Below are 16909 nucleotides of genomic sequence, written 5' to 3'. Positions count from 1 at the left end.
TGACCGACGACCGCCCCTGGGTGAAACTCGTCACCCAGAGGCGGTCGTCAGATTGATTAGTGGATCAGCCAAAACTCCCGCGCCACTTCATAACCGGTAACGGCCTGTTTGGTTGAAATGGTGTTGTAGTAGAGGTAATAGAGCAGGAAGAACACCAGCATGGCATACAGCGCTGGCTTCCAGGATCGCCTTGCCTGATAAATCAGCGAGGTCAGGATGATCGGCTCAACCTGCTGCAGATAGTTTGACAGGCGCGAACCTGACGGGAAGTTGTACAGGAAGATCCTGATCGCCCCGCCGATGGCAAAACTTAAAATCAGCAGATAGTTAAGGCGATACTGGGCGTAATTCTCGCGCTTCAGCTTATCGGTCAGCATGAAATAGAAGAAGACGAACACCAGCATGATGTTTTTCAGGTTCGATACGGCCAGGATGCTGCCACCCATTGCATAGGAGGGGTCATTGTTATAGCCCGATGCCCTCTCTCCCAGCGATCCCAGATGACCGGCAATCAGGGCAATAAAGCCCGAGCCACCCACAACCGATAGCGGCAGACTGGCAACGATGATAATGACCGGCCACCAGCGCCAGTCCCGGATAAACAGGAACGGCACAAGCGTCACCACCATGACACCGGTGTTATGGCTCGTGAACGACAGAATAAAGAAGGCAAATGCCCACCAGTAGCGCTTGAGATAGATCGACCAGAGAACGCCAAGGAACAGCGCAGAACTCAGGCCAAAGCGAATCTGGTTAATGTCTTTGTTGATAAAGATGTGCGCCGAATAGAGCACCAGCGCCAGCACCGGATACGGAGACATCTTCCTGAAAAACCAGGTATTGATGGAAACGGCAATGGCGCAGAAGACAAACAGGAAGATGCTGGCATTGTGCGAAAACAGGCTGGTGAGCCAGGCCATCGCAAAAATCAGCGGTTCGTAACGGAAAAACGCAACGGTATTAAAGAAGCCATTAATCTCAATACGTCTTACAAAGTCTTCGAAGAAGCTCCGGTACTGAAAGTCATCCATGCCGGTACCAAGACCGCGTATTCCCCCGAAAATAATCAAAGTCACGGCGGCAAAACAGAGTAGCCAGGTCAGAATATAATTTGTGCGTTCGTCTTTTTTTAGCGCTATTTCAAACAGCGAAAGCAGCAGTAAAAAGCCTGATACATACCAATATGGAGCCATGGTGTGATTCCTTAATTCCACAAGTTCTCATGCCAGCAATAATCACGTTTCGCCTTCCCGACTGGCTTTACAGCGAGTCTGATTGCACGGTCACAAATTGCGTGCGGGCGATGCCTGCTGGTGATGAATTCTGTTGAGTGACGCTCGCCATGCGATTTATAGATGTATCGCTTTTGTGGGTTTGGACAGAATAACCTGTGTAAATTGATGCGTGTCGTCATTCAAAGGGACGATAAAAAGGGGCGGTCAGACCGCCCCCTGTTTTATTGCTCAATGATCAGCTTTTGTTCGTCTTGCCGTAGTCATAGGCGTAGTAGTCATACCCATAGCCATACGCATTAGCGGCTTTACGCACCACGGCGTTGAGGATCACACCTTTAATCTCAATACCGTTCTGGGCAAAGCGTTTGAAGCTGACGTCCACTTCTTTGGTGGTGTTGGCTTCGAAACGCGCCACCATCAGTGAGGTACCGGCCAGCTTACCGATGATGGAGGCATCGGTGACGGCCAGGATTGGCGGCGTATCGATTAACACCAGGTCGTAGTTCTTGCTCGCCCACTCCAGCAACTCACCCATGCGACGATGCATCAGCAGCTCAGACGGGTTCGGCGGAACCTGACCACGTGGCAGGAAGTCGAAACCGTACACGCCCTGCTGAATCAGCGCCGGGCTGAATTCAGTTTTACCGGACAGCACGTTGGACAGACCTGATTTGTTATCTGCGCCCAGCAGTTCGTGGGTATAACCACGACGCATGTCGCCATCGATAAACAGAACACGCTGACCCGCTTTCGCGACCAGGGTCGCCAGGTTGGCACAGATAAAGGTTTTACCAATACCCGGGCTGGCACCGGTGATCATCAGGATGTTGTTTTTCGCTTCCATCATCGCGAAGTGCAGGCTGGTACGCAGGCTACGAATCGCTTCGATGGAGAGGTCAGTCGGATTACCCAGCGCCAGCAGCGTTTCGTGCGGATCGGTTTTCACCTTGCTGCCACGACGCGCCAGGGCTTCGGTATCCTTCTTACGCTGCCAGTCTGACAGTGGAACGCTGGCATAGACATTCATGCCCAGCTCTTCCAGCTGATCCGGGTTCTCGATGCCGTGATGCAGCAGCGCTTTCAGCAGAACCAGACCCACTGACACAAACAGACCGAAAATCAGGCTCGCGGCGATGATCAGCAGCTTCTTCGGTGCAACAGGCGAGTTAGCAGTCTGCGCGCCATCGATGATGCGGACATCACCCACGGTGCTCGCTTTACTGATACCCAGCTCCTGCTGACGGTTCAGCAGCTGCATGTAGATCTCCTGACCAGACTGAACGTCACGGGTCAGACGCAGGATTTCCTGCTGAGTCTGCGGCATGCCAGCAATTTTCTTGTTCAGCTGAGCCTGCTCACCTTCCAGCGTTTTGCGTTTTTCAAGCAGCGCGCGATACGTCGGGTGATCTTTGGTAAACAGCTGAGAGACTTCGGCTTCACGGAAGGTCAGTTCGTTCAGCTGACTCTGCACGCTGACAGAGGAGTCCAGAGCGGATTTCGCTTCCAGTGACAGGTCAACAGATTCGTTCTGACGACGGAAGGTGTTCAGCTTGTCTTCCGCTTCATCCAGCTTGCTGCGCACGGCAGGCAGCTGAGTGCGTAAGAACTCCAGGCTTTTCTCTGCCTGCGCTGACTTGCGCTCAACGTTCTGTAACAGATAGTTATTCACAATCTGGTTCAGCACTTTGCTGATCTGCTCTGGATCTTCACCCAGATACTCCAGACCCAGCACACCGGTATCTTTACCTTTGTCTGCCACGGTCAGGTTAGAGAGCACTGAACGGATCGCCTGCAGGTTATTCAGCTTGGTCACGGTGAAGCTGGTGCCTTCATCAGCGTGGATCTCGCTGACCAGCATGCTGATGTCGCCGTGCGACTCCAGCTGGCCGACTTTACCTTTGAACAGCTCATCGCCATCTTTTGAGACGGTGTAGCTATCCGGACCGGTCACTTCCAGTTCAACGTTACGTTTGTCGATAGTGCGTGGGATTTCCAGGCGCGAAATCGCGATACTGGCGGGTTTGTTGCCCATCAGGCGCGACAGACCTTTACCGATAACCGGGAAATAGTTCTGCTCAACGACGGTATCCAGACCCAGATCGTCAACGGTTTTGCCGATGACCATACGGGATTCCAGAATCTCGATTTCCGTATCAGAGGCTGGTGTCGGTGGCAGAATGCTGTCAATTTCGTTCAGTACGGTGCTGGCATTCTTCTGCTCAACCTGAACTAACGCATCTGCGCTATAAATGGGTGTTGCAAACAGTGTGTAGAGTGTTCCCGCCAGCATGAAAAAAGCGGTAACGGCAACAATGATCCAGCGATGATCAATTAGCTGTCCCACAAGATGCGCCAGATCCCATCCATTCGAATCCTCTCCCGGCGCGGTTCTGACCTTATTTTTTATATTCATGGATAATCCCAACTATCGGCTTAATACGTTCACCCACTTCTGGGTAGCGTTTTCCAGTAATCCGTAAATCTCTTCAAAGGCCTCACGGCTTTTTCTGTACGGATCCGCAATTTCTTTCTGATTGAGCCAGTGCCCAAGCAGCATGGTTTTGCCACGCGCGGCCGGGTCGATGCGATTCACCTGTTCAATATGTCGCTTTTCCATCACCAGAATCAGGTCAACGTTGCGGCACATCTCTGCCGTCAACTGTTGCGCCTCATGTCCTTCCAGCGACAGACCCTGCGCAGCAGCGACTTCAGACGCCGTCTTGTCGGCCGGGTGGCCGACCAGCGCCCCCAGGCCGGCAGAGCGAACGTCTAAATCAGGCAGCGCACGTTTAAACAGGCGCTCTCCGGTAGGAGAGCGGCAGATGTTGCCGACGCAAACGACTAACACGGACTTAATCATGACGACCTTAATTACCCCAGGTACGGATACGCGATGCGGCCTGTGTTGCATCGTTGATACCTGCGATGGTCGGTATCAACTGCCCAATCACACGGTTCCAGCGCGTCAGCGGCGTAGAGGTGACATAAACGATGTCGTAAGGCTGGAGCTGGAAATCGGTTCCCATCACCATGGATGCCGCATCTTTGGTGTTCAACTGATAGATGTTGGCAATCTTGTTACGATCGGTGCCGTGCAGTGGACGGATAACGAATACACCGGTGGCGTCAGAGGTGGTTTGATCCATCCCGGCCGCATTGCCCAGTGCTTCCGCCAGCGTCATGCCGCTACGGTCCATTTTCAGGGTGGTCTGCTGCTTCACTTCACCCATCACGAAGATTTTCAGATCATCGTTACGCGGAACGTAAAGAATATCGCCTGGATAGAGGAGGTGGTTCTGGCTCAGGTCACCATTCTGCATCAATGCCTGCAGAGAGATGCGCTGTTCACGACCGTTGTGCGTCAGCACCACGTTGCGCCAGTCAGCATCAGCGGCCAGGCCGCCAGCGGCGTTGATCGCATCCAGCACCGTCAACGGAACGTTGGTGATGGGCTGCTGACCAGAAGTGGTCACTGAACCCGTCACATAGGTTTTCTGTGATTTGAACGAGGCGATGCTGACATCAACCTGTGGGCTTTCAATGTACTGAGCCAGACGACGTGACACTTCGTCACGCACTTCGCCGACGGTACGGCCCGCTACACGCACACGACCGATGTAGGGATAGAAAATGGTGCCGTCAGAATGCACCCAGTTACCGGTGTCGCTGGCGCTACGGTACTGACCCGCTGGGGTGGTCAGTTCCGGGTGGTCCCAGACCGTTACGGTCAGGACATCGCCCACACCGATACGGTATTCGTAGTTCTGAATTTCGTTCTGCAGGGCAGGATTCGTCTGAGCCACCAGTGGCTTCGGACGCATCCTTTCAACCAGTGAAGGCGTTAACGGGAAGACGTTGACATATTTATCGATGTCAAAGTTGCTATCCTGCTGTTCAACAACATCTTTTCCTGATGTAGAAAGGTGAGAACCTGGTTCGATCGTACACCCGCTAAGGAATGTGGCGGATACCAGCAAGGGTATCAATTTCATTTTGATTGTAATCATTTAGATCTTCGCTATCAGTTATTTATTGATAGAGGCGAAACCGCCGCTGTGTAAGCGTCCAACAAAAAGTAAATCCTACCTGACTTAAGCACTGAACCTGTCGTTCATTATCCTTGCTCCACTTGTTATAAGTAGCGGCCATCTACCAGGGTGTACCCTGAACGCCACGCATCATAGCGGACTATGGATGCACAGCGATATCCCTGATGATGGCCACTATCAACGACACGCCTGACAACGGCAAAACACCTCTGAGCGCGCATTAACGCGCTCATTCCGACTCACGATTAATAGGCACCATCGCGTTTCAACACCACGCCTACTGTTTTAAACAGAATCGCGATGTCGTTCCACAGTGACCAGTTTTTCACGTACCACGAGTCGAAATAGACGCGGGTTTCATAGTCAACATCATTACGACCGCTGACCTGCCACAATCCCGTCATGCCTGGCTTTGCCATCAGGTAATAATCAACATCACCGGCATAACGACAGAGTTCATCTTCAATGACCGGACGCGGTCCGACCAGACTCATATCACCGCGCACCACGTTCCAGAGCTGAGGGAGCTCATCGAGGCTTGTTTTACGGATGAAGTGGCCCACTTTAGTAATACGTGGATCATTTTTGAGTTTGAAATCTTTATCCCATTCCGCACGGGCAATCGGATCAGTACGAAGTACCTCTTCCAGCACTTCTTTTGAATTAATGACCATCGAGCGGAATTTCAGGCATTTGAATTTACGGCCATTCATTCCCACACGCTCGTGACCATAAATCGGTGGTCCACCGTCACGACCCACCAGGAAGCCCAGTACCAGCAGCGCTGGCATCAGCATCAGGATAATTGAGAGCGCACCCACGATATCGAATGCCCGCTTCAGGAAGCGCGACGTGCGTTTAGCCAGGTTGTTCTGAACCCGCAGGATCATCACTTCATGGCTGAAGATATAGGCCATGTCAGTACCGTAGAGCGGTACACCACGCAGGGTTGGGATCACTGACACTGAACGGCAGTTGTGCATCGCCAGCGATTTAAGCCAGACATCACGGTACTGACTCTGCTCATACTCAACCGCAACGATAAACTGCGTTTCGCTGTTGGTGAGGCTCCAGAGCTCCTGCTCGTCGCGCAGCACCGGCACGCCGTTCATGATCTCCTGCGGACAGGTTCCATCAACGTCATAGAAGGCGATAACGTCAAAACCCATGACCTCTTCGCTTTGCAGTGCCTGCCAGGCTTCGTGCGCATTTTTGCTGCTGCCGATAATAATGGTCTGTTTTTTCCACAAGCCATTTTTATTCAGCAGACGTTTAGAAAGCGCGCGGCAGGTCGGAATTAAAATCAGCGCCAGGATCCAGGTCAGTAACCAGACGAAACGCGACATCTGCCACTGCGACAGGGCGGTAATCGACAGGTCGATAACAGAAAATATAAGAATGGTACGAAAAACTTCTTTTAATTCGAACCAGAAAGGTTTGCGGTAAGTGTAGTGACGCAGCCTTACCCAGAACCAGCCAATACAAATTACCGATAGACAAATGTGTGTGGCAATTTTTAAATTCATTTCTTTTTCAGAAATATCTGCCAGCGGCGAATCTGACTGCAAATTAATTAGCATCATCGCCAAAAATAACGCTGCGTTGAAACAAATTAAGTCTGAACATGCCAGCATTAATTTGGTAATAAGACTTTTAAACGTAAATTCTGTATCGCGCATATTTAACTCTTTATTTTATTTCCTTAAACCCGCAACGGCTATCGCCTGTTTAATCATTAAGCGACGAAACCTCTCCAGAGTGAGCCGTTTCTAAGGGGAGCTCCTGCGGCGTTTACGCCAATGATCTTAACCATGAAACCAATAATATCGTGATGAATACCAACAGATTACTCTGACTTAACCACCGCCAGCGCTGCTCACTTTATCAACAAAAACGCGATTCGGGCACGCTACCGCCCTTGGCTGTCGCTGCCAATATCGCTGTCATCATTCATAATGCTCCCTGTAATGTGTTAGCGTTACCGCAACGCATCATACAGACGTTCACAGGCGAATTACTCATTCGTGACATTGCGATTAATGTCGAATAGGTACGCAGATTACGACTCTGGGGCAGAGTTTGCTAACTTGTTGCTATACTAGTTATTACTGGCTTGTTTACAAGCAGGTCCCGCCATCCCTGGACTATTTTAGGAAAAAGACTACCAGCAATTAGTATTGAGGCCTGACGGGCAGTGCAATCCTTTCTTCACAATTCGGATTAATGCCATACTCCCGATGAGATAAATCGCATAAGCCCGGCAGGTGAATATCTCTTTCCTGTCAGCCAATGACTAAGAATTATCTCTACTGCGCCCTGTGAAGTTAATCAAAGCGTCACACTATTATGTTCATATTTTGCACGATATAGCGCGGTTATCTCAGAACATGCCCCCTGCCCTGCCATTTGTACGTGGCTTCGCACTCCACTATCATCAGAGAAAACTCAATTTAAGACATTCAGGTGAACAACGCATGCTGGAGGTAATTGCAGATCCCTCGCTATGGGCGGGATTAGTAACGCTAATCGTTCTGGAACTGGTTTTAGGCATCGACAATCTGATCTTCATCGCCATCCTGGTGGAGAAGCTTCCAGGGCCGCTTCGCGACCGCGCGCGCGTGATTGGACTGCTGCTGGCGTTATTGTGCCGATTATTGCTGCTGGCATCGCTTTCCTGGCTGGTTACGCTGAAAGAACCCTGGATTACGCTTATGGGCCACCCCTTCAGTGCGCGCGATTTACTGCTGCTGACAGGGGGGATTTTCCTGCTATTTAAAGCCACCACAGAGTTGAATGAGCGTCTTGAAGGGGGTGATGAGGCGTCCGGTCAACAAAAAGGCGGCGCTAAATTCTGGCCGGTGGTGGCGCAAATCGTGGTGCTGGATGCCATCTTCTCGCTGGATGCGGTGATTACTGCCGTCGGCATGGTTAATGACTTACCGGTCATGATGATTGCGGTCACCATCGCCATTCTGCTGATGCTGCTCGCCAGCAAGCCGTTAACCCGCTTCGTGAACAACCATCCTACGATTGTGATCCTCTGCTTAAGCTTTCTGCTGATGATCGGCTTCAGCCTGGTGGCGGAAGGCTTTGGCTTTGTGATTCCCAAAGGCTACCTCTATGCAGCAATCGGCTTCTCGGTGGTGATTGAGGCACTGAACCAGCTGGCGCACTTTAATCGTCGTCGGGTGCTGTCGGCCGGTCGTCCGCTACGCCAGCGCACGGCGGAAGCGGTGTTACGGCTGCTGCGCGGCGCGGCAGAACCGGCGGAACTGGATGCGAAAACTTCGTCACTGATTGCTGACAGCGATGACAGCATGCTGTTTAACCGGCAGGAACGGGTGATGATTGCCCGCGTACTGGGCATGGGTCAGCGCCACATTAACAGCATCATGACCTCTCGCCACGACGTCGAACATATCGATCTCAGTGATGATCCGGCAGAGATTATGTCGCGCCTCGACCGCAACCAGCACACGCGAATACTGATTACGGATCACTCCAGCGAACCGCTGGGCGTGGTTCACGTTATCGATCTGCTGCACCAGTCACTGCACCACAATTCCCTGGATTTACGCGCCCTGATTCGACAGCCGCTGGTCTTTCCTGAGCGGCTGACGGTGCTGCAGGCGCTGGAACAGTTTCGTCAGGCCCATACTCACTTCGCCTTTGTGGTTGATGAGTTTGGTTCGGTGGAAGGCGTGGTGACGCTGAGCGATGTGATGGAGACCATCGCCGGCAATCTGCCGAATGAGGCGGGTGAAATCGATGCTCGCTACGATATTCAGATTCAGGATGAAGGTCACTGGATTGCTAACGGTCATATGCCGCTGGAAGATCTGGCGCTCTATGTGAAATTGCCGCTCGATGAGCAGGGTGACTATCATACGCTGGCGGGATTACTGATGGATAAGCTGCAACACATCCCTCAGGAAGGCGAAGTGTTGCAACTGGGTGACTATCTGCTGCGAACGCTGCAGGTCGAAAATCATCGGGTGCAGAAAGTCGAGATCCTGCTGCAGCCCGATATCAGTTACGAGGTCTGAGTGGTTAGCTGGCAGAAGGGAATGCGCCCGCTACGGGCGCATGATTTTCTTCAGGTTCTCTTTGTTCTCGCCCTCTTTCTGGCGATCGATCCACTGATTCAGCCGTGATTTCGCCTCACTCTGCAGCCGGTTACGCAGAACGTCATCCACCGGCAGAGAGTATTGCAGGCTGTCCCAGCTACCATACATGCGCAGCGGAACCGGCTGACTGGAGAGCGCCTTCACCAGCGCATCATCGCCACGCCAGCCGCTGATTTTCAGCCCCAGGGTCATATCCAGCTGTTGCTGCACCATGTCAACTTTGCCCGCACCCTGCAGGCCCAGATTCTGTCCGTTGCCATTGATATCGCTGAAGCTGAGTACGCCCTTATTCAGCGCCACCTGTGCGCTAATCGACTCAATCCCCTCATCCACCGCCTGATCGCTGCTGACCTTATCGCTGACCCGCGCCACGGCACGCTGCACCATCTGCTGCAGATTCAGCTGTGCCAGCTTCAGGTTGCTGGCGCTGATGGTCGCCCTGCCCTGCCAGCGACGTTTGGCTGCTTCGACCGTCAGCGTATCACCCGACAGGTCGCCATCCAGACTCAGGTTCCCCTGCACACTTTCCGGCAGTTCAAACGCTTTAAGCAGCGGCTGAATCGCAATTAAACGGAGTTGGGGTTTAAGGCTGACCCGCGTCTCTGGCTGACGGATATCGATACTGCCGGGAATGGAGAAGCTGCCATTGCCCAGCTTGCCGCTGAGCGTCTTCAGCGTCATCACTCCCTGCTGATTGCTGGCGTTCACCGAAAGACTGGTCAGAGAGAGTCCGCGCCATACCGCATTGTCAGCCTGTAACTTCAGCGCCAGATCCAGATCATTCAGCGGAGAGTCGGCGTTGCTGCGTTCCCGCGGCGCAGCAATCACCGGCGAACGGGCCACGGTGGCGTGCTGCACGCCAGGTACGTCAGAGACGGACGCACTGGTGAGTAAATTATCGACGTTAAGGTTGCTGGCTTTCAGATCCAGCGCCAGCTGCTGCGGTGGCGCAATATGGCCACTGCCCTGCCCGGTCAGGGTGCTGTCATTGGCGGTGAGCTGCAGATTACTGAAGGAGAGCTGCTGGCGGTCACCATCCCACTCGCCCTGCAGGCTCAGCGAGCCTTTGATCCCCTGTGCCGGAATATCGGCGCCGGACAACGTGTAATCAAGCTGCTGCAACTGGCCGCTGAGGCGATGGGGATATTGCGCGGCATCCAGCTGGCCTTTGAGATTCAGTGTGGCGTTGCGCTGGTTGCGCATCAGCGTGGTGCTCAGCGACAGCGTCGCCAGCTTGTTCGCGTCCTGTTCCATATTAATGTTGAGGTCGCGGAAATTATACTCGTCGCCGCCTGGCTGCTGCCAGATCAACAGACTGTCTGCTACCCGCAGTTTAGCGATATCGAATGACCAGCCGCTGGAAGGCGAAGCCGGCTCCGCATCACGCGGACCCTGGGGCGCATTTCTGGCACGCTGCGCGCGGCTATCTGGCGTCACCCGCACTATCGCATTTTTCAGCATCACCTGGCTGACGCTGAGCTGATGGGATAACAGTGGCCAGAGATCAACATCCAGCCGCATGTTTTCCGCCGAGACCATCGGCTGGCTGGCGCCCGGCGCGGTAAGACTCATCCGGCCGGCCAGAATGCTGAGCTGAGGCCAGACGTGCCAGCGCAGATCGCTGCTGACCTCAAGGCGATAACCACTGCGTTGTTCGACCTGCTGCACCATATAGGCACGAAAGTCGTTGGGATTAACCAGCAGCACCAGCGCGCTCATTCCCGTTACGACCACCACTAACAGGATGGCCAGCGTGGTTATCACTCTTTTCATTACATCCTCAGATCAGTCTTTGTCGATACGGCTGGCATCAGCGCCCTGCTGACCGCGATATTTCGCATCTTCACGCCGGTTGTAGGGACGCGCAGCCGGGCCTGAAAGCGGTTCAAAACTCAGCGCGCCGATCAACATGCCGGGACGCAGAGCCAGCGGCAGTTTACCTGAATTGTAGAACTCCAGCACGATACGGCCCTGCCAGCCAGGATCGATGCGGTGAGCCGTAACGTGTACCATCAACCCAAGTCGCGCCAGCGATGAACGGCCATCCAGCCAGCCGACCAGATCGTCAGGCAGCGTCACGGACTCCAGCGTCACCGCCAGCGCCAGCTCTCCCGGATGGAGGAAAAAGGCTTCGCCATCAGGCAATACGATCTCATCGCTCATGACCCGATCCAGTGCCGCGCTCACTTCCTGTTTCGGGCCGCTCAGATCGATAAAGGCCGCGGTATGACCGCTGAAGGTGCGGAACTGATTACCCAGACGCACATCGACGGTGGCTCCGTTAATGCGCTCGACCGGCGGGCGTGGCTCAATGGCCAGTTTGCCATTGTCCAGCCAGGCTTCAATATCGCGATCGCATAATCTCATTGCGGTAACTCCATGGCATAAGTGTAGCAAACCGGCATGCTTGCCTGCCGCCGGTCTGCACCACGTCCGGACGGACGTGTGTTATTCAAAAAACTGGTTGATTTTCGCCTTGAGGATATCGATGGCGATACGGTTTTTTCCGCCGCGCGGCACAATGATATCGGCGTACTGTTTTGATGGCTCGATAAACTGCAGGAACATCGGACGCACGGTCTTCTGATACTGACTCATTACCGAATCCATTGAGCGGCCACGCTCATTGACGTCACGTTTCATACGACGCATCAGACAGATGTCGAGCGGCGTGTCCACGAAGATAGAGAAGTTGAGTTCCTGGCGCAGACGGGCATCGGTTAACAGCAGAATGCCTTCAAGGATGATGACCTTTTTTGCGCTCAGATGATGCGTTTGCTGGGTGCGGGTGTGCTCAACGTAGCTGTAGACCGGCAGCTCAATATCCTGACCAGCTTTAACCGCCTGCAGATGCTGCAACAGCAAATCATGATCCATCGCGCTCGGATGGTCATAATTGGTTTTAACCCTCTCTTCCATGGTGAGGTGACTTTGATCTTTGTAATAAGCATCTTCCGGGATGACCCCGATGTGCTCGCCACCTACCTGATCACGGATTTCACGATAGAGCGTGCTGGCAATTAAACTTTTACCGGATGCGGAAGCGCCGGCAATGCCTACAATCACGCACTGATGAGACTTGTCAGTCATACTTTTTTAAGACCTGATAACTGGAGCCTGCCACTGGTCACACATTACGCGGGCAGCGGACGGGCCGAAATGGAGAGGGTGTGTTCGCGCTAAGTATAGGGATTTCGGCCTTTTGATGCCAGAGAAATGGCGTCGACGACTTTTCAGACTTTCTCCTTTGGACGCCACTCATTTCACCGATAAACTAGCGGCACACCATACTATAAAAAAAATGGCCTGCGCGGCGCGCTGTTCAGACAACGCGTGTCGCTAACGTGACGACCGAAGATGCATCAGGAGTGGTATGCACTGGAAGACTTTGACCTATTTTGGCGACAGCATGCTGTTGATTCCAACAGCCGTGATTATTGCGCTGATTTTGCCGTGGAAGAGTGATAATCGTCATACGGTCTTTTACTGGATTGTGGCATTTGGCCTGGCTGGCCTGACCGTCAGCATCTCTAAAATTCTGTTTCTGGGGTTTGGCATCGGCAGCGCCCGCTTTAATTTTACCGGTTTCAGCGGCCATAGTGCCATGTCCGCCACGCTGTGGCCGGTCATGCTATGGCTGATTTCCGGGCGCTGGTCCGCGATGTGGCGCATTGCGGCGATTGGGGTTGGTTATCTGATTCCCCTGATGGTCGGTTTCTCCCGCCTGGTCATCCACGCACACTCAAAAAGTGAGGTGGTCACCGGGCTGCTGCTGGGCTTCACGCTGAGCACGGCGTTTCTGATCTCCCAGCGTCGCACCTCGCTCAAAGGCTTCAGCTGGCCGCAGGTCGGTGCTGCGCTGTTAGTGCCGTTTGTATTGATGAGTCACGGTCGTGTCGCCACCACGCAGCAGTTCCTGGAGCGTTTCGCCGCCAGCCTTGCGGGCATGGAGAAACCCTATACCCGCGCCGATCTTTTCCGCCAGTAATCAACGTGCTGGCAATCAATCTTAGCGTGCCCGTCAATTCGCCGAATAACGGGCAATATTGATTTCACCCCTTTTTTCTTTGCCGGATGTGCTAGCATGCAGTGAGAGAATGACTGGTGCCTGATACGCCATTGTGGAGCGTTGCACCCTGCCGGAAGTCCGCATGACGATAGAGATCCTGTCCCCGCAAAATAGCACGCCAAACCGCTGGCTCTCGGCGTTGCTCCTTGGCTGCGTGGTGTTTGTCCTGACACTCTTCTGTCTGGAACTGATCGTCGTCAGCGGCAAAATCTCCCCGCTCTGGTTTCCGACTACGTTAATGACCGTCGTGGTTTTCCGCTGCCCGTCACGCCAGCTCCCGCTGCTGCTGACAGCCTGCGTGCTTGGCACCGCCGGGGCTAATGCCATCATCATCGGGCCTGCCCTCTCGAACATTAAATTCGCCCTGCTCAATCTTATCCAGGCCGGTGTGGGTGGCATGCTGCTGCGCGCCCTGCTGGATCGGCGCGCGCCGCTGGATTCACTGCATGACTGGGCACGGATGGTACTGTCGGTGGGCATCGTGACGCCGGTGCTCGGCGGCCTGCTGGCACTCTGGACGCTACAGGTCAGCGGCCACGCCTCGTTTCCCTTCTTTTATACCTGGGTGATCTCCGAAATCATCGGCATGCTGGTGTTAGGCCCGATGCTGTTACTGCTGCCGTGGCCGCTGCGTCGCACGGGGTTCAGCAATCTGCGCCTGGCCGAAGCTTTGCTGACGCTTCTTCTCACCCTCGGGGCCAGTTATCTGGCGCTGCGCTTTTTGCCGTGGCCCTTTACCTTTATTGTGGTGATCCTCTTCTGGTGCGCGGTCCGCCTGCCCAAGCTGCAGGCGTTCGTGCTGTTCTTCCTGAACGCCAGTTTTATCTCGATACTGCTCGCCTTTGATCTGGTCACCGTGGTGAACAACAACAGCGCGCTGGGCCCGGTCTCCAGCTGGCTGCCGTTCCTGCTGGTGCTAATCCCCAGTCACATTATGTCGCTGGTGATGGATGCGTTCCGGCGCGAAAAGCTCCATATCACTGACAGTGAAACCCGCTTCCGTCACGCCATGGAGTATTCCGCCATCGGGATGGCGCTGGTGGCGCCCCACGGCATCTGGTTGCAGGTCAACCGCTCGCTGTGCCAGATCCTGGGCTACCCGGCTGAGGAGCTGAAGCGGCTGACTTTTCAGCAGATCACCCATCCCGACGATCTCAGCCTCGATTTGCAACATGCGAACCGACTGCTGGCGGGTGAGATTGATACCTACACCTTTGAGAAGCGCTATTTCCGCAAAGATGGCGAGATTGTCTGGGCGCGGCTGACGGTATCGCTGGTGCGCGACAGCAGCTATGCCCCGCTCTACTTTATTGCGCAGATTATCGATATCTCTGAGCTGAAGCAGAGCGAGCAGGTGAATCGCCGGCTGATGGAGCGTATTACGCTGGCCAACGAAGCGGGTGGCATTGGCGTATGGGAGTGGAACCTGCTGACCGGCGAGATGTTATGGGACAAGCGCATGTACGCGCTGTTTGGTCTTGCCCCGCATGAGTCACCCAGCTATGACCTCTGGATCCATCTGCTGCATCCCGCCGATCGCGAGTATGCCGCACTGACGGTGCAACAGGCGATTGAGCTTCGCAGCGCGTTTCACATGGAGTACCGCGTGGTCGATGACCAGGGTCATCGCTGGGTGCGCACTCAGGCCAACCGGCTGCTAAGCAAAGAGGGGCGCATTGAGCGCATGCTGGGCATCTGTCAGGACATCACGCCGCTACGCAATCTTAACGAGGCGCTGTTTCAGGAGAAAGAGCGCATGGCGATCACCCTGGATTCGATCGGCGAAGCGGTCATCAGCACCGATAAAGAGATGCGCGTTGCCTTTATGAACCCGGTGGCGGAAAAAATGAGTGGCTGGTCGCAGGAGCAGGCCGCCGGTCAGCCGCTGAGTGAGCTGCTGCATATCACGCAGGGACGTAACGGCCCTGAGGTAGAGAGTTTGCTGTTATGCCAGCTGCCGCCGGAAAAAGTCACCCCCGGTCTCGCTGAAGATCTGGTGCTGCATACCCCGGACGGCGGCCATATCGATATTCACTACAGCATCACGCCGCTGCGTTCGGAAGCGGGTCTGGAACAGGGGGCGGTGATGGTCATTCAGGATGTGAGTGAGTCACGCAAACTGATGAAGCGCCTGAGCTACAGCGCGTTGCATGACACCCTGACCCGTCTGCCTAACCGCGCCAGCTTCGAACTTCAGCTTAAGCGTCTGCTGTTTGATGCCGCTGAACATCAGCATCAGCATGTGCTGGTGTTTATCGACCTTGATAAGTTTAAAGCGGTCAATGACAGCGCCGGGCATGCTGCAGGCGATGCGTTACTGCGCGAACTCTCCGATCTGATGCAGCACCCTCTGCGCAGCAGCGATTTCCTTGCGCGACTGGGCGGTGATGAGTTTGCACTACTGATGCCCGATTGCGATATCGCACAGGCACATAATGTGGTGCAGCGCATTGTCGCCGCGGTAAATGATTACCGGTTCCAGTGGCTGGGACGCCTCTATCAGGTCGGTGCCAGCGCGGGCGTGACGCAGATTTCAGCAGAAAACTGTCAGAGCAGCGACGTGCTTTCGCAGGCGGACATCGCCTGTTACAACGCCAAACGCAGCGGGCGCGGACGGCTGGTGGTCTACGAACAGCATCGCTTACCGCTGTCGGGCAACCATCAGGGCATGGATGCGGCGATGATTGATGCGCTGCAGATCGAACTGCCCGCCTGGGCCGTTGCCCCGCCAAAAACGCCGCAGGCAGCCTTTATCTGGCTGCTTGAGGTACAGCTGTTAACCGCTGACGGATTGCTGCTGGATGAGACACTGTTACGCAATAACCTGCCTGATGAAACGCTGCGTCGCCGGCTGGATAACAATATTGTTGAGGCTTTTTTCCGCCACGACGTGCAGCGGCTCAATAACAAAGGCATTCCGGTGATTCTGCCGCTTAATGCCCAGGTGCTGAGTGATGCCGCCTTTGTGCAGCAACTCTGTCAGCGCTTTGTCGCCGCCGGACTCTCCAGCAGCGGCTGTGGTTTTGCTTTCCCTGCCGCCAGCGTGCTGAGCCAGGGCGATCAGCTCTATGCCGCGCTGCTGCAACTGCGGCAGTGCGGCTGCCGCATCGTATTGCAACATTTTGGCCGTAATCTGGATGCTTTTAATCTGCTGAGTGACGAGGTGGTCGATTATCTGGTGCTGGCGCCTGAACTGGTTGCCAACGTTCACAATAATCTGATGGATGAGATGCTGCTGACCATCATTCAGGGCCAGGCCACACAGCGCAATATCTCGGTGCTGGCCGGTCCGGTTTCGGTACCGGCCCTGCTCAGCACCCTGGCTAACCTCGATGTTAACGGCGTCTGGGGCAGTGCCGTGGCGGAGCGCCAGCCGTTGCGTTCACTGGCTGAAGATCACATCTTCGCTATTCGTTAATTCCGGCGCTG

Annotated in this window: 11 protein-coding genes; 3 read left to right on the top strand and 8 right to left on the bottom strand. The window is 54.5% G+C overall.

The genetic code is table 11. The features are described 5' to 3' along the window. Window positions 1–56: 56 nt before the first annotated feature. The 5 genes from ACVKSX_RS00510 to wbaP form a co-directional block, all read right to left on the bottom strand. Window positions 57–1193 (bottom strand): EpsG family protein, encoded by a 1137-nt coding sequence (locus ACVKSX_RS00510; protein WP_010248137.1) that lies wholly within the window; start codon window positions 1191–1193, stop codon window positions 57–59. Window positions 1194–1470: 277 nt separating this feature from the next. Then, entirely contained in the window at window positions 1471–3648 is a 2178-nt protein-coding gene (gene wzc, locus ACVKSX_RS00505; RefSeq protein ID WP_010248139.1) for a tyrosine-protein kinase Wzc, read from the bottom strand. Window positions 3649–3660: 12 nt separating this feature from the next. Then, entirely contained in the window at window positions 3661–4095 is a 435-nt protein-coding gene (locus tag ACVKSX_RS00500; RefSeq protein ID WP_010248142.1) for an arsenate reductase/protein-tyrosine-phosphatase family protein, read from the bottom strand. A 7-nt stretch (window positions 4096–4102) separates the two neighbouring features. Continuing rightward, a complete protein-coding gene (locus ACVKSX_RS00495) occupies window positions 4103–5242 on the bottom strand; it encodes a polysaccharide export protein (protein WP_010248145.1) in 1140 nt (379 codons plus the stop codon). Window positions 5243–5529: 287 nt separating this feature from the next. Next, on the bottom strand, window positions 5530–6963 hold the full coding sequence (gene wbaP, locus ACVKSX_RS00490) for an undecaprenyl-phosphate galactose phosphotransferase WbaP (RefSeq protein ID WP_022625020.1): 1434 nt from the start codon (window positions 6961–6963) through the stop codon (window positions 5530–5532). 795 nt (window positions 6964–7758) lie between these two features. Here wbaP and ACVKSX_RS00485 point away from each other — a divergent pair. After that, entirely contained in the window at window positions 7759–9330 is a 1572-nt protein-coding gene (locus tag ACVKSX_RS00485; protein ID WP_010670979.1) for a TerC family protein, read from the top strand. A gap of 30 nt (window positions 9331–9360) precedes the next feature. On the opposite strand, the gene asmA is transcribed toward ACVKSX_RS00485, so the two are convergent. The 3 genes from asmA to udk form a co-directional block, all read right to left on the bottom strand. Next, complete coding sequence (gene asmA, locus ACVKSX_RS00480) at window positions 9361–11184, bottom strand: outer membrane assembly protein AsmA (RefSeq protein ID WP_187510646.1); 1824 nt, start codon at window positions 11182–11184, stop codon at window positions 9361–9363. A gap of 12 nt (window positions 11185–11196) precedes the next feature. After that, window positions 11197–11778 (bottom strand): dCTP deaminase, encoded by a 582-nt coding sequence (gene dcd, locus ACVKSX_RS00475; protein WP_004571280.1) that lies wholly within the window; start codon window positions 11776–11778, stop codon window positions 11197–11199. A gap of 81 nt (window positions 11779–11859) precedes the next feature. Then, window positions 11860–12501, bottom strand: a complete 642-nt coding sequence (gene udk / locus ACVKSX_RS00470) for a uridine kinase (protein ID WP_010670982.1) — start codon at window positions 12499–12501, stop codon at window positions 11860–11862. Window positions 12502–12784: 283 nt separating this feature from the next. Between udk and ACVKSX_RS00465 the strand changes: the two genes are divergently transcribed. Both ACVKSX_RS00465 and ACVKSX_RS00460 read left to right on the top strand, forming a co-directional pair. Beyond that, on the top strand, window positions 12785–13399 hold the full coding sequence (locus tag ACVKSX_RS00465) for a phosphatase PAP2 family protein (protein ID WP_010248160.1): 615 nt from the start codon (window positions 12785–12787) through the stop codon (window positions 13397–13399). Between the two features lie 163 nt (window positions 13400–13562). Continuing rightward, window positions 13563–16898, top strand: a complete 3336-nt coding sequence (locus ACVKSX_RS00460) for a diguanylate cyclase (RefSeq protein ID WP_354438174.1) — start codon at window positions 13563–13565, stop codon at window positions 16896–16898. Window positions 16899–16909: the final 11 nt, after the last annotated feature.

The sequence above is a fragment of the Pantoea sp. PvP021 genome, assembly GCF_054056055.1.
The sequence above is the reverse complement of the archived record's forward strand: the minus strand, read 5'-3'. Positions and strand labels throughout refer to the sequence as shown.